This window comes from Janthinobacterium sp. CG_23.3, assembly GCF_046115965.1.
Lineage (GTDB): Bacteria > Pseudomonadota > Gammaproteobacteria > Burkholderiales > Burkholderiaceae_D > Janthinobacterium.
The window spans coordinates 59,342-72,948 of sequence record NZ_JBJXIB010000001.1 but is presented as its reverse complement, the minus strand read 5'-3'; the positions used below and the strand labels follow the sequence as shown (position 1 = coordinate 72,948).

The 13,607-nt window shown below is 67.3% G+C and carries 11 protein-coding genes; 6 read left to right on the top strand and 5 right to left on the bottom strand.

The features are described 5' to 3' along the window. The first annotated feature begins 8 nt into the window (after window positions 1-8). The 6 genes from ACFDR9_RS00245 (at window position 9) to ACFDR9_RS00220 (ending at window position 6,955) form a co-directional block, all read left to right on the top strand. The gene (locus tag ACFDR9_RS00245; RefSeq protein ID WP_017875568.1) at window positions 9-356 is read left to right on the top strand and encodes a hypothetical protein; all 348 of its coding nucleotides are present in this window, start codon (window positions 9-11) and stop codon (window positions 354-356) included. Between the two features lie 128 nt (window positions 357-484). Beyond that, entirely contained in the window at window positions 485-1,708 is a 1,224-nt protein-coding gene (locus ACFDR9_RS00240) for a TolC family protein (protein ID WP_409029663.1), read from the top strand. Next, the gene (locus ACFDR9_RS00235) at window positions 1,705-2,253 is read left to right on the top strand and encodes a hypothetical protein (protein WP_409029662.1); all 549 of its coding nucleotides are present in this window, start codon (window positions 1,705-1,707) and stop codon (window positions 2,251-2,253) included. The genes ACFDR9_RS00240 and ACFDR9_RS00235 overlap by 4 nt, the downstream gene beginning before the upstream one ends. After that, window positions 2,250-3,392, top strand: coding sequence for an efflux RND transporter periplasmic adaptor subunit (locus tag ACFDR9_RS00230; RefSeq protein WP_409029661.1), 1,143 nt, complete (start codon window positions 2,250-2,252; stop codon window positions 3,390-3,392). The genes ACFDR9_RS00235 and ACFDR9_RS00230 overlap by 4 nt, the downstream gene beginning before the upstream one ends. Before the next feature lie 6 nt (window positions 3,393-3,398). Then, on the top strand, window positions 3,399-6,500 hold the full coding sequence (locus tag ACFDR9_RS00225) for an efflux RND transporter permease subunit (RefSeq protein ID WP_409029660.1): 3,102 nt from the start codon (window positions 3,399-3,401) through the stop codon (window positions 6,498-6,500). Between the two features lie 80 nt (window positions 6,501-6,580). Next, on the top strand, window positions 6,581-6,955 hold the full coding sequence (locus ACFDR9_RS00220; RefSeq protein WP_409029659.1) for a hypothetical protein: 375 nt from the start codon (window positions 6,581-6,583) through the stop codon (window positions 6,953-6,955). Window positions 6,956-7,000: 45 nt separating this feature from the next. Here the strand turns inward: ACFDR9_RS00220 and ACFDR9_RS00215 are convergent, their stop codons facing one another. The 5 genes from ACFDR9_RS00215 to ACFDR9_RS00195 form a co-directional block, all read right to left on the bottom strand. Further along, window positions 7,001-8,176 (bottom strand): trans-sulfuration enzyme family protein, encoded by a 1,176-nt coding sequence (locus ACFDR9_RS00215; RefSeq protein ID WP_409029658.1) that lies wholly within the window; start codon window positions 8,174-8,176, stop codon window positions 7,001-7,003. A 96-nt stretch (window positions 8,177-8,272) separates the two neighbouring features. Beyond that, complete coding sequence (locus ACFDR9_RS00210) at window positions 8,273-8,683, bottom strand: TipAS antibiotic-recognition domain-containing protein (protein WP_409029657.1); 411 nt, start codon at window positions 8,681-8,683, stop codon at window positions 8,273-8,275. Window positions 8,684-8,750: 67 nt separating this feature from the next. Next, window positions 8,751-10,031 (bottom strand): c-type cytochrome, encoded by a 1,281-nt coding sequence (locus ACFDR9_RS00205; RefSeq protein ID WP_409029656.1) that lies wholly within the window; start codon window positions 10,029-10,031, stop codon window positions 8,751-8,753. After that, window positions 10,031-10,582 carry a (2Fe-2S)-binding protein gene (locus ACFDR9_RS00200; RefSeq protein ID WP_409029655.1) on the bottom strand — a complete coding sequence of 184 codons (552 nt, stop codon included), beginning with the start codon at window positions 10,580-10,582 and terminating at the stop codon, window positions 10,031-10,033. The genes ACFDR9_RS00205 and ACFDR9_RS00200 overlap by 1 nt, the downstream gene beginning before the upstream one ends. Beyond that, window positions 10,579-13,365 carry a xanthine dehydrogenase family protein molybdopterin-binding subunit gene (locus ACFDR9_RS00195; RefSeq protein ID WP_409029654.1) on the bottom strand — a complete coding sequence of 929 codons (2,787 nt, stop codon included), beginning with the start codon at window positions 13,363-13,365 and terminating at the stop codon, window positions 10,579-10,581. Before ACFDR9_RS00195 ends, ACFDR9_RS00200 begins: the two co-directional genes overlap by 4 nt. Between the last annotated feature and the right edge of the window lie 242 nt (window positions 13,366-13,607).

Below are 13,607 nucleotides of genomic sequence, written 5' to 3'. Positions count from 1 at the left end.
TGCGACGTTTGTTTTTTCTGCTGCTGATCTGCCTTTTGCCTTTGCATGGCTTTGCCATGCAATTTGGCACGATGACGTCTGCGCAGGGGGCGGGCATCGCGCATGAACGCGACCATGCCGGCGGCGTCCAGCACCACCACGACGCCGACGGCACCGTGCATTACGACAACTCGGACGAGTCAGCCGAGCATGTTTCGGACCACTCGGCCGCGCACCAGCCCCCCGGGCTGCCCTTGCCGGCCATGCCAGCCATGCTTATTGGCCCTTCTGCGCTTCAATTCGACGATATCACGCAGTTCGTGCCCGACCCGGCGCCGGACGGCCTGCTCAGACCTCCTTCCCCCGCCCTCGGTTAATCGACCGAGGGTGTCGCGCATTTCCTGATCCCGCACGCGGCGCCCGGCGCCGTTTTGCCTGCCGTCGCGCGCCTGCCATCGATTGCCCGCTGCCTGCTTATTGCCCCGCTTACCCTATGGAGAGTCGCATGCGCGCACATCCCCCGCTTTGTCGTCTTATTTACTGTTTGCTCGCGCTGCCGGCCGTGCTGATGGCGCCGCCCGCCGCCGCGCAGGCCGGACCCAGCCTGGCCGACGCCGTCGAGGCCGCGTGGCAGCGCTCGCCGCAAGCCGCCGCGCTGGTTGCTCGCCAAGGCGAATCGCTAGCCGGCCGCGAGTCCGCCCGTTCGTGGATCGCCGGCGCGCCGGTGCTTGGCCTGGCCCAGCGCAGCGACCGTTGGAGCGAGCGGCGCGGAAAGCGCGAAACCGAAATTTCCCTGTCGGCGCCGGTCTGGCTGCCCGGCCAGAAGGCCACCCGCGCCGCGCTGGCCGACGCCAACGCCACCGAACTGGACGCGCAAAGCGCCGCGGCCCGGCTGGCGCTCGCCGGCGAGGTGCGCGCCAAGCTGTGGGAGGTGGCCGCCGCCCGCGAAAAAATGGCCGAGAAACGCGACCACCAGCACCACCTGGAAGAGCTGGCCGACGAGGTGGCGCGGCGCGTGCGCGCCGGCGACTTGGCCCGCAGCGATGGCTTGCTGGCGCGGCAAGAAGTACTGGCGGCCCAAAGCGACGTGGCGGCGGCCGCCGGCCAGGCGGCGCAGGCGCTGGCCGGTTTTCGCACGTTGACCGGGCTGGCCGACATTCCCAAGCCGGAACCGGAGCCGATCGCCGAACAAGCGCCGCCGCGGCGGCACCCGCGGCTGGCGGCGGCCGCCCGCGCGACACAGCGCGCGCAGGCGGCGTTGGCGCTGGCCGGCGCCAACCGCAATCCGCCGCCAACGCTCGGCGTCAGCGCCCGGCGCGAGCGCGATGGCAGCGGCGGCGCGGCGCGCAGCCTTGGTTTCGCCGTGCAAATTCCGTTCGGCGGCGCCTCGCTCAACCGGCCGCTGGAGGCCGGCGCGCACACCCAGGTGGCCAGCAGCGCCGCCGAGCTGGCGCAAGCCGGGGCCGCCATCGAGTCGGACATTGCGCTGGCCCGCGAACAGCTGACGCTGGTTGACGGCGCCTTGCAGACGGCGTCGGCGCGCGCCGTGCTGACGCGCGAACACGCGCGGCTGATCGAAAAGGCCTTTCGCCTCGGCGAACGCGGCCTGGCCGACCTGCTGCGCGCCCATGTGCTGGCGCACGAAGCGGACATGGCGGAACGCCAGCAGCGCGTTGCGCTCGGCCTCGCTCATGCCCAACTGAATCAAGCCTTAGGAATCATTCCATGAAACGCAACACCATTTTCACCGCCTGCCTGCTGGCCGCATCGACGGCCCTGGCCTCGCCGGGCGCGCACGGCCCCAACGGCGAGCACCTCGACGGCCCCGCCGGCCAGGCCAGCACCGGCGCCGTGCCGCGCATCGAAGCCGTTACCGAAGACTTCGAACTGGTCGGCACCTTGTCCGGTGGCGAGCTGTCGATCTTAATCGACCGCTACGAGAGCAACGAACCTGTGCTCAACGGCAAGCTCGACGTGCAATATCAAGCACTGAAGGCCAGCGCGACCTTCCATGCCGACATCGGCGACTACGCGATTACCGACCAGCGCTTTTTGCAAGCCATTTCAACACCGGGCAAGCACGCGCTGCTGTTTACCCTGGTCGCCGGGAAGGACAGTGATTTACTCGAAGGCACGCTTGAGGTTGCGGCCACCGCGGCGCACGCCCCTGCCCCAGCCCGTTTTCCGCGCTGGGTCTGGATCGGCGCGCCGGTAATGCTGCTGTCCCTGGCCGTCGGCCTGCTGCGCCGGCGTCAATTGAAGATCGGAAAATGACCATGCAACCCATCCACACTGTCTCGCGCGCGTTGCTGCTGGCGGCCGCGCTGGCCTCGGCGGCGCTTGCCTCGCCCGGCGCCCACGGCCCGAACGGCGAACATCTCGACGGCCAGGCGGCCGGCGCCGCCACCGGCCTGGTCCGGCTGCCCGACGGCAGCGTCAACGTGCCCAAGCTGGCGCAGCGCAGCATGGCGATCCGCACCGTCATGGCCAAGGACGGCGAGCACCCGCTGACGGTGGCGCTGAACGGCCGGGCCGCGGTTGACCCGAACGCCGGCGGCCGGGTGCAGGCGCCGTTCGCCGGCCGCATCGAACCCGGGCCGCAGGGCCTGCCCGTGGCCGGCGAGACGGTGCGCAAAGGCCAGGTGCTGGCCTACGTGCTGCCGGTCGCCGACGCGATAGCAAGCGGCAACCAGCAGGCCCAACTGGCGGACTTGCGCGCCAATCGCGTCCTGCTGGAACAGCGTGTGCGCCGCTTGGAATTGCTGGAAGGCACTGTGCCGGCCAAGGATATCGAGGCGGCCAGGGCGGAATTGACCAGTCTGAACGGGCGCGAACGCGCGGTGGCGCAGTCCATTGGCGGGCGCCAGCCGCTGCTGTCGCCGGCGACTGGCGTGCTGGCCAGCGCCAACGCCATGAACGGCCAGATCGTCGAGGCGCGCGACGTCTTGTTCGACGTCGTCGATCCGGCGCGCATGTTGGTCGAGGCGCAGTCCACCGACGCCGGCTTGGCGCAAAAAATCGCCAGCGCCGGCCTGGACGGCGGCGGCGACGTGCAACTGGAGTTGCTGGGCGGCGGCCGCGTGCTGCGCGACGGCGCCGTGCCGTTGACGTTCCGCGCCCGCGCCCGCGGCCGGGAGCGCAACCCGGACTTGGGCCTGGCGCTCGGCCAGCCGGTGACGGTGCTGGCGCAATTGAAAACCAAGCTCAAGGGCGTGGCCCTGCCGGCCCGGGCGCTGGCGCGCGACCCGTCGAACCAGCCGATCGTGTGGATCAAGTCCGGCGCCACGCGCTTCATCGCGCTGCCGGTGCGGTTCCAGGCGCTGGACGCGCACACCGTGGTCGTCACCGCCGGCCTGAGCGCGGACAACCGCGTCGTCGTCGACGGCGCGGCACTGATCAACCAGGTCAGGTAGGCCGCCATGTTCAACGCAATCGTAGGTTTTAGCCTGCGCAACCGCCTGTTCGTGCTGGCCGCGGCGCTGATGATGATGTTGGGCGGCGCGCTGACCGCCTGGCGCACCCCGGTGGACGTGTTCCCCGACCTGAACAAGCCGGTCGTCACCGTGCTGGCCGAGGCCGGCGGCATGGCGCCGGAGGAAGTCGAGCAACTGGTGTCCTTCCCCATCGAAACCGCGCTCAACGGCATGGCGGGGGTGACGCGGGTGCGTTCGGTGTCGGGCATCGGCCTGGCTATCGTCTACGCCGAGTTCGACTGGGGCACCGACGTCTACCGCAACCGCCAACTGGTGGCCGAGCGCATTGCCCAGGTGAAGGAGCAACTGCCCGGCGCGATTGCCCCGGTGATGGGGCCGGTCTCCTCGATCATGGGCGAGATCATGCTGATCGCGCTGCCGATCGACCTGGCCAGAACCGACCCGATGAAGGCGCGCGAGTACGCCGACTTCGTTCTGCGCCCGCGCCTGCTGTCGATTCCCGGCGTGTCGCAGGTGGTGCCGATAGGCGGCGAGGTGCGCCAACTGCGCGTCGAACCGGACCCGGCGCGCCTGGCGCAGTTCAACGTCACGTTGGAACAGCTGGAAACGGCGCTGCGCGGCTTCTCGGGCAACAGCAGCGGCGGTTTCATCGACCTGAACGGGCGCGAATACCTGATCCGCAACGTCGGCCGAACCAACCGGCTCGACGACGCGCGCGGCCTGGCGGTGGCTTACCGCAACGGCGCGCCGGTGCTGCTGGAGCAGGTGGCGGCGGTGCGCTACGCCGCCGCCCTGAAACGCGGCGACGCCGGCATGAACGGCCGGCCGGCCGTCATCGTCAGCGTACAAAAGCAACCCGCCGCCGACACGGTGCGGCTGACGGCCGCCATCGAGACCGCGCTGGCCGAACTCAAGCAGGGCTTGCCGGCCGGCCTGGCGGCGCCGCAGGTGCTGTTCCGGCAGGCCGACTTCATCGACGCCTCGATTGCCAACGTCGTCGAGGCGCTGCGCGACGGCGCCATCCTGGTTGCCGTCGTCCTGTTCGCCTTCCTGCTGAACGCGCGCACCACCGCCATCTCGCTGGTGGCCATTCCGCTGTCGCTGGCCGTGACCGCCCTCGCCTTCCACCTGCTGGGGCAGTCGATCAACGTCATGACGCTGGGCGGGCTGGCCATTGCCATCGGCGAACTGGTCGACGACGCCGTTGTCGACGTGGAAAACATCCTGCGCCGGCTGCGCCTGCGCGGTCGCGACAGCGCGCTGTCGGTGGCGGAGGTGGTCTGGCGCGCCTCGGTCGAGGTGCGCTCCGGCATCGTCTACGCGACCGTCGTGGTGGTGCTGGTGTTCGCGCCGCTGTTCGCGCTGCCGGGCATCGAGGGGCGCCTGTTCGCGCCGCTCGGGATCGCCTATATCGTCTCGATTTTCGCCTCGATGCTGGTATCGATGACGGTCACGCCTGTGCTGGCCGCCTACCTGCTGCCGGCGATGGCGCTGCGCCAGCGCGGCGACAGCCCGCTGCTACGCCGCCTGAAGGCATGGGACAGCGCGGCGCTGCACTGGTCGTTCCCGCGCGCCAAGGCGATTATCGCCGTGGCGCTGCTGTGCGTGGCGGCCGCGGCGGCCACGGTGCCGTTCTTTCCGCGCGCCTTCTTGCCGGCTTTCAACGAGGGCTCGCTGGTGATGGGCATGACGTTTACGCCGGGCACCTCGCTGGCCGAGGCGAACCGCATGGGCGCGCTGGCCGAACGGCTGATCGGGCAGGTGCCCGAGGTGCTCAAAGTGGGCCGGCGCACCGGCCGCGCCGAACTGGACGAACATGCCGAGGGTGTCCACTCGTCGGAGCTGGACGTCGACCTGAAGGCGTCGGCGCGCAGCCGCGAGCAAATCATGGCGGCGATCCGCCTGCAACTGGCGTCGATTCCGGCGTCGGTCGCCATCGGCCAGCCGATTTCGCACCGGCTCGACCATTTGCTGTCGGGCGTGCGCGCGCAAATCGCGCTGAAGATCTACGGCGACGACATCGACACGCTGCGCGGCTTGGCCGACGGCCTGCGCACCCGCCTTGGCGCCGTCGACGGCCTGGTCGACCTGTCGGTCGAGCGCCAGGTGCTGATTCCGCAGGTGAAAGTCAGCATCGACTACCGCAAGGCGGCCCAGTACGGCTTGGCGCCCGGCCAAGTGCTAAAGACCCTGGAAACGTTGTCCGAGGGCGCCCGCATGGCCCAGGTGGTGGACGGCGCGCGCCGCTACGACCTGATGCTGCGCCTGCCGGACCAGGCGCGCACGCCGCAGGACTTGGCGCGGGTGCTGCTCGACAGTCCGGCCGGGCGCATCCCCCTGTCGGCCATCGCCACGGTGGAGGACGCCGACGGACCGAACCAGATCGGCCGCGAGAACGGGCGCCGCCGCATCGTCGTGTACGCCAACACCGACGGCTCGAACATGTCGCGCGTTATCGCCGACGTGCGCCGCGCCAGCACCGCCATGCAACTGCCGGGCGGCTATTTCGTCAGCATCGAAGGCCAGTTCCAGGCCCAGGAGCAGGCCCAGCGGCTGATCGCCGGCCTGGCGCTGGGTTCGCTGGCGCTGGTCTTCCTGGTGTTGTACACGCGCTATCGCTCGGCCACGCTGGCGGCCATCATCATGGGCAACATTCCGTTCGCGCTCATCGGCAGCGTGCTGGCCATGTGGTTGTTCGGCATTGCGCTGTCGGTGGCGTCGATGGTCGGCTTCATCACGCTGGCGGGCATCGCCACGCGCAACGGCATTCTCAAAGTCAGCCACTATATTAACCTGTGCAAGTTCGAGGGCGAACCGTTCAGCCAGGCGATGATCGTGCGCGGCTCGCTGGAGCGGCTGACGCCGGTGCTGATGACGGCGCTGGTGGCGGCGTTCGCGCTGACACCACTGCTGCTGGCCGCCGACGCGCCCGGCAAGGAATTGCTGCATCCGGTCGCGGTGGTCATTTTTGGCGGCCTGATCAGCTCGACCATCCTCGATTCTCTGCTGACGCCGCTCATTTTCTGGCTGCTCGGACGGCGCCCGCTGGAGGCGCTGGTGGCGTCGACGCAGCGGGACGCGTATTAAGAAGTTTGAACGGTATTATCGGGGTGGTCGCGGCGGCGCCCCTGTCACAAGCCACCGCCGCCGCATAATTGGAGATTGCAATGAAAAAACTGTTAACACTGGCGGCACTGGCCGCCGCCGTCGCCCTGTCCGGGCAAGCGTTGGCCCACGGCGCCAAGGCCAAGCACGGCGGCATCGTGCAAAGCGCCAACGACTTGACCTACGAGCTGGTCGACAAGGACGGCAAGACCACGATTTATATCGGCGACCACGGCAAAGACCTGCCAACGGCCGGCGCGACCGGCACGCTGACGGTGCTCAAAGGCAGACAGAAAACCGAATTGCCGCTGGAACCGGGCGGCGGCAACACGCTGCTTGTCAAAGGCAACGCCGGGCTGGTCGCCGGCGCCAAGGCCGTGGCGGCGATCGCGTTTGCCGACAAGAAAACCGCCAACGTGCGCTTTTCGGTGAAGTAAATGCCCGAACGATCCCGTCGCGCGCCGCCGGGCAATCGGCGGCGATTATCCGGCTCGCGCGGACGGCATCGCTGCCTTCTCAAAGGCTTGCGCCAAATCCTCGCGCAGGTCGCGCGCATCTTCCAGACCGACATGGATTCTGACCAGGCGGCCATCGTCCGGCAACGCCTCCTGCGCCCGCAGCCGATGCGACAGCGCCGGCATGACGAGGCTTTCAAAACCACCCCAGCTGGTTCCCAGCGTAAACAGCCGAAGCCCGTCGATAAAACGTTCGAACTGCGCTTCGTCGCACAGGTTCAGCTCAAACGTGAACGGCCCGGCCGCGCCGGAAAATTGCTGGCACCATAATTCGTGCCCGGGATCGGACGGCAGCGCGGGATACAGCACGCGGCGCACCGCGGCATGCGATTGCAACCACAGGGCCAGCGACATGGCCGATTCCTGGTGGCGTTGCATGCGTAGGCCCAGCGTGCGCAGACCGCGCAGTGCCAGCCAGCACACATCGGGCGCTGCGTGGCCGCCGCTGCGGTCGCAGTACGCGCGGGTGGCGGCCAGCGCCGTCAATGAACCGGTGATCAATCCCAGCATCAAGTCCGAATGTCCGCCGATATACTTCGTCGCGGCGTGGATGGAGATGTCGACGCCAAGCTTGTGGGCGTCGAAAAACAGCGGCGTGCCCCAGGTCGAGTCGGCCGCCACCAGCACCTTCCTGGCGTGGGCCGCGGCGCAAATGGCGCGCACATCGAGCATCTCCATGGTCAGCGAGGCCGGGGTTTCGATCAGCACGAGGCTAGTGTTGTCGCGCAGCAGTGCGCCGATATCGGCCTGCGCAGGGAAAAATTCGACGCGGCAACCGGTCCCGGCCAGCACTTCTTCGCAAAAGACACGGGCCGGGCCGTATACGCCCTCGCTTACCAACAAGTGTTGCTTAGGGCCGGCATGCGCGCTGAGCACGGCGGTGAGCGCCGCCAAGCCGCTGGCGGTGGCCAGGCAGGTTTCCGCGCCGCACAGCTTCGCCATCGCTCTTTGCAACTCGAAGGTGGTTGGCGTGCCGGAGCGTCCGTAACGCGGCGTGTCGAACACCAACCCCTGGTAGGATTGTTTGAACTCGCGCAGCGTGCCGAACGCGACGGTCGATGCGCGCACCAGTGGCGGATTGACGGCGTTGGCCGCCGCGGCGCTGTCTCGGCCCAGATGAATTAAGGCGGTGTTGATATGCATGGCAATGTCCTTCCTGTTTGTGAGTAACCCGATCATAAATCGGCAGGTCGGAACCCGGATGCCAAAACATATCGCCGAAACGCCGTAACCCGACGCTTATGCCGACGCAGACAATTTCTGTGCCGCGTAGACCAGCATCGCAGCGCCCAAAAACGCCACCATTTGTGGATGGTAGGCGTTGTGGAACTCCTTCATCGCGGGATTTTCATCGTAGAACAGGGCCATGCCAATGTAGGCCAGTTTGCTCGGCGTGTAAAAACGGCAAGCAATCTGGTAGTGCTCGTGAAGCAGTGCCTGCACCGCGGCGTCGGCGGGGCTGGCGCTGCCGATCAATGGCGAAATCCGTTTGTAGAGGGCGTCCCAGTCCGCGTGGACCTGGCCGCGGTCGACGTGTTTCCAATGATCCGTTTCGGCCAGGCTCCTGGTTTGTTCGGCATTCAACGCGCTGCGGCAAGTTTCCTGATACGCCAAATCGAGTTCATTTACGCCCACTGGTTTCAATTCCATAATATTATTCAGATAGCAAACCGCGCAGCTTACCCACAGTGGAAACGGATGTCTACCTATTTGTAGCCTAATGGTGGCCGCCGGCCTGCGCACGCAAGGCTGTCACCTGGCCCTCGCTGACCTTGGTGCCCTGCCCGCCCCAACTCATGCGCATGAAATTGCTCAGGTCGGCAATGTCTTTGTCGCTCAGCGTGGCGGCGAAGCCGGGCATGTCCTGCATGTTCTCCTTGGCGCCGAAGTGTTGCGCCTCGATGCCGTCGAGTATCACGGCGATCAGATTGTGCGGGTCGGCGCTGCGCACGGTGGTGTTGCCGCGCATGGCGACGGCGACGTGCGGCTTGCCGCCGCCGTCAACCGCGTGGCAGCCGGCGCACACGGCGATATAGTGGTTCCGGCCGGAGTCCAGCTCGGCCGCCGCCACCGCCACCGGCTTCAGCGCTTGCGGCGCCAGCGGTTTGTCACCGAGCAAGTAGGTGGTCATCGCGGCGAGGTCGGCCGGCACCAGGTACTGCGTGCTCAGGTGGACCACGGCGAACATTTCGCCATACGCCGAGCCCTGCGGCGCGACGCCGGTGCCGAGGAAGGAGGCCAGGTCGGGCCCGGTCCAGCCGGCGGCGGCCAGGCCGGCCGGCGTAATGTCGGGTGCGCCGATACGCGCCAGCACGTTGCCGCTCAGCGTTTTCGACAAGTCCAGCTGGCCCAGCATGCCGCGCGGCGTGTGGCATTCGGCGCAATGGCCCAGGGTGTTGTTCAGGTAGCGGCCGCGCTGCCAGGCGGCCGAGGCGCCGATGGAGGCGTCGGGCAGGCTATCCTCGAGGAACAGCATGTTCCAGAAGCGCACGCCAAAGCGCATGTTGTACGGGAAGCTCAGGTCGGCGTCCTTGCTTTTCAGCGCCACCGGCCGGGTTTGCATCAGGTAGGCGTAGATGGCGTCGCTGTCTTCCCGCGTCATCGAGCGGTACGAGGTGTAGGGCATGGCCGGATACAGGTGCTTGTCCGGCGTAACGCCGTCGTGCAAGGCGCGGTAGAACTCGGCGGCGCTCCATTTGCCGATGCCGTTTTCCTTGTCCGGCGTGATGTTGGTGCCGTAAAAGGTGCCGAACGGCGACTTCAGCTCGACGCCGCCGGCGAACGGCGCGCCGCCCGCGCTGGTGTGGCAGGCGGCGCAGTCGGCCGCCTTGGCCAGGTAGCGGCCGCGCTTGAGCTGCTCGGCGCCACCGGCACTGGCCGCCGTTGGCGCGGCGGCCGCGGCCACCGCCGGCCGTTCGCAGCCGGACAACAGCGCGCCGCCCAGCGCGGCGGCGGCGACAGCGCCGGTCAGCGCCCGTATATAGGGTAATTTTCCCATCACTTGGACTCCTTCACCAGCCCGGGCGTGCCCAGCACCACTTCCTTGACGGCCTCGAAGTAGCGCACATAGCCAGTGCAGCGGCATATGTGCGGGTCCAGCGCCGCGGTGATGGCGTGCTCGACCTGGTCCCTGGCCACCGGCGCGCGCTTGAGCCGCTCCAGCAACACCGTGGCGGCGTTGACGAAGCCGGGCGTGCAGTAGCCGCACTGGAAGCTGTAATGCTCCAGGAACTTTTGCTGGACCGGCGACAGCGCCACCACCTCGCCCTTGTCGTTGCGGCGCGCGTGCCCTTCCACGGTCCTTACCTTCTTTGCGTCGAAGAAGAGGGCCCCGGTGATGCAGGAACGCACCTCCTCGCTGGTCCCGTCCGGCTTGTCGAGAATTACCACGCAGGCGTGGCAGATGCCTTGGCCGCAGCCCAGACGCGAGCCGGTCAGGTCGAGGTATTCGTGTAGGAAGTCAATCATCATCAAGCCTTCGGGCACCGACACCGGACCGACCGGCTTGCCGTTGATTTGCAGGCTGAGGGGTTTGCTATGGATGCTCATGCCAGCACCTCCTGGATGTGTTGTGGCGTCACCGGCAAGGCCGTGAAGCGGTGGCCGATGGCGTGGGCGATGCCGTTGACGATGGCGCCGACCACCGGAATCATGACGACTTCGGCGATGCCTTTGGGCGGGTCGGTGTCGGTCAGCGGCGGCAGCACGTCGGCGCTTTGCTTCCACACGGCGACGTCGCTGGCGCGCGGCACATGGTAGCGGTTGAAGTTCCAGGTGCCGTCGCCGGGGCCGTCCTCGTACAGCGGCAGGAATTCGTGCAGCGCGTGGCCGATGCCCATCGCCAAGCCGCCCTGCAACTGGCCCGACACCAGTTGCGGCGACAACATGCTGCCGCATTCCATAATCGAGTGGTGGCTGAGCAAGTCGACTTTGCCGCTGGCCTCGTGCACCGCCAGTTCGACCAGGGTGCCGACGGCGCTGTAATAGGTAACGCCGGCGTTGTTGCGCTGCACCGGCGGCATGAAGACGCGCTTGCGGTCGAGCACGCGGTAGGCGCCGCCGTAGCGCAGCGACAAGCCGTCCACCGGCAGGCGCACAACGGCGCCGCCGACGTCGAACTCGGCTTCGGTCCATTGCCAGCGGTTAAACACGTGCACCACCGCGCCGGTCACCAGACCCAGCGCGTGCGCCTTGGCGGCGAGTTGCTCCAGCGGCAAAGCCTGCAGCCCGCCGGCCGACAGTTTGCCGTCGACCCAGCGCGCGTCCTCGACCCGCAACACCAGCGGCGCCGCCTGGCCGCCGCCGATGCCCTGGCTCCAGATCGCCAGCGCCGCCGGCCACAGGCCGTACATGAACACCGCGCGGGCCGCCTCGCGCGTGCTGTGCGTGAAGTAATAGGCCGAGTTGGTGGCGCTGGCCGGCGACGAATAGGTTGGCGACCAGCGCGGATTGGCCGCCAGCTTGTCTTGCTCGGGCTGGCTCAACATATACGGGTCGCCGCTGCTTTGCACCGGCAGGTCGGGCCACTCGACGATCGAGGTTTGGACCGCGCCGGCCGGCTTGCCCAGCCACTTGGCGCAGGCGATGGCCTGGGAGGTCGACATGCCGGTGCCGATCTCGGTGCCGCTGTGCCACAGCGCGACGGCGCCGTCGGCGCCGACCTCGACCTTGGCGAAGGAGCTTTCGGCGCCGGTGCCGAAGTCTTTTTGCACGCAGGCGAAGCCAACGCCGTAGCGCTTACCGGGGTTGGCCGCCTCGAAGGCGAGTTTTTGCTTGGCGCGGCCGGTCCACAGTGGATGGACTCGGGCTTTTTGCAACACCTCGTCGACCCGCACGGCGCCGGCGGGGATCGCCCCCTGGCTGTTTTTCATGCCCGAGCGCAACGCGTTTTTGAGGCGGAAATCAATCGCGTCCAGGCCCAGTTTGGCGGCGAACTCGTCGATCATCATTTCGGTCGCGGCCATGCTCTGCAGCGTCCCGTAGCCGCGCGCCGAGCCGGCGTCGACCGCGCGCGAGGCAATCGCCACGGCCGTGAAATCGTTCTTGGGGAAATAATAGATCGACTGCGCCGACGTCGCCGCAACCATCGCCACCGACGGCGAAAAGTTGCAACGCCCGCCGCCGTTGGCCTCGAAGCTGCCCTGGAACGATTGCAGCAGGCCGCTGTCGCGGTCGACCGCGATGCGGTAGCGCAGTTGGAAGGCGTGGCGTTTGATGGCGCTTTGGAATTGCTCGTAGCGGTCGTTGGCCAGGCGCACCGGTTTGCCGTCCGTGTAGAGCGCCGTCAACAGGCCGTAGAAGGGGAAATTATAGTGGTCCTTGGAGCCATAGCCGACGGTGTAACATGGATGTAGAAAAAGCTTCTTGAGGGGGAATTTACCCTTTTTGAGCATTTCTATCGCGCTCTCCACTACCTCTTGCGGCGACTGCGTCGGCACCACCATGTGCAGCGTCTGGCTGGCGCCGTCGTACCAGCAGTTGGCGTTGTCCGGTTCCAGCGCCGCCGTGTCGACCGACTGGGTGCTGTAGTCGCGTTCGAGCACCAGCCAGTTGGCCGGCGGCTTGTCGAGTTCGTCCTTGATCTGCTTGGCGTAGAACATGCCTTGTTCGCCTAGCTTGCCGTGTTCGACGCCGTCCGGCCAGACCGGTTGCTGCTTGCGCATCATGCTGGGGAACACCATGGCGTTTTTCAGGCTGGAAAAGGTGTCCTCGTCGGCCGGGCTGGCGCCGCCGATCCGCACGAAGCGGAAGGTACCCCAGGGATCGCGCGCAAGCGGCGGCGTCGGCGCGCCGTAGCGGATCACGCCGTCCTTGAATTGCAGCGCGTCCTTGGCGAAGCGGAAGCGGGCGAAGTCGTGGAAGATCAGGATGGCGACCGCCTGCCCTAGGTAGGCCGGGGTTTTCCCCACCGGCAGCAGCATGTCGCTGCCGTAGAAGGCCGGGAATTCGACGCCGTCGCGGGCCAGGTCTTCCGCCGTCACCACCCGGTCCGGTTGCAAGTCCGCGCCCAGCAGGGCCAGGTCGAAGCCGTCGTAGCTGCGGTCGGCCTTGGTGGTGCGCAGCATGAAGGCGTGCGATTGTTGCTGCGGCCAGTGCGGCATGTCGCGGGCGCGGATGTCGCGGGCGAACACTTTGGCGCCGCTGACCTTGGCGATGCCGTCGATGCGGAATTTGACCTGGCCGTTTTTGCCGTCCCAGGCGATCGGCGTGAGGATCTTTTCCTCGAACAGCGCGGCGAAGGCTTCGTCGCCGAACGGCGCCACATACACCGCGACGCCGGCGACCACGCCCGCTTTCAGGAACGTGCGGCGCGACAGTTCTGCTTTCACCATTTCATACTCCCCGGTTCGGCAAGCCATGGTTGAAGAATCTTGCCTGCGTTAAACAGTTGAACAGAGGAACGAGTTTTCGTCAATCGATGTTGCTGTTTTAGCTGAGTCGCGGGTGGAAAGCGTGGCGATTTGGTGAGTGCGGCGGGATGACGGGCGCCGGGCAAGCGTATGTTGAACGCCGCTGGTTGGCTTAGAACCAACGGCGCACACCCGGCCCCCCCCCCCCCCGGGGGGGGCTTGAT

What these genes read in the sequence shown, in the direction of transcription:
- ACFDR9_RS00240 (WP_409029663.1), top strand. Translation starts at nt 485, where the DNA reads ATGCGCGCACATCCCCCGCTTTGTCGTCTTATTTACTGTTTGCTCGCG.
- ACFDR9_RS00235 (WP_409029662.1), top strand. Translation starts at nt 1,705, where the DNA reads ATGAAACGCAACACCATTTTCACCGCCTGCCTGCTGGCCGCATCGACG.
- ACFDR9_RS00230 (WP_409029661.1), top strand. Translation starts at nt 2,250, where the DNA reads ATGACCATGCAACCCATCCACACTGTCTCGCGCGCGTTGCTGCTGGCG.
- ACFDR9_RS00225 (WP_409029660.1), top strand. Translation starts at nt 3,399, where the DNA reads ATGTTCAACGCAATCGTAGGTTTTAGCCTGCGCAACCGCCTGTTCGTG.
- ACFDR9_RS00220 (WP_409029659.1), top strand. Translation starts at nt 6,581, where the DNA reads ATGAAAAAACTGTTAACACTGGCGGCACTGGCCGCCGCCGTCGCCCTG.
- ACFDR9_RS00215 (WP_409029658.1), bottom strand. Translation starts at nt 8,176, where the DNA reads ATGCATATCAACACCGCCTTAATTCATCTGGGCCGAGACAGCGCCGCG.
- ACFDR9_RS00210 (WP_409029657.1), bottom strand. Translation starts at nt 8,683, where the DNA reads ATGGAATTGAAACCAGTGGGCGTAAATGAACTCGATTTGGCGTATCAG.
- ACFDR9_RS00205 (WP_409029656.1), bottom strand. Translation starts at nt 10,031, where the DNA reads ATGGGAAAATTACCCTATATACGGGCGCTGACCGGCGCTGTCGCCGCC.
- ACFDR9_RS00200 (WP_409029655.1), bottom strand. Translation starts at nt 10,582, where the DNA reads ATGAGCATCCATAGCAAACCCCTCAGCCTGCAAATCAACGGCAAGCCG.
- ACFDR9_RS00195 (WP_409029654.1), bottom strand. Translation starts at nt 13,365, where the DNA reads ATGGTGAAAGCAGAACTGTCGCGCCGCACGTTCCTGAAAGCGGGCGTG.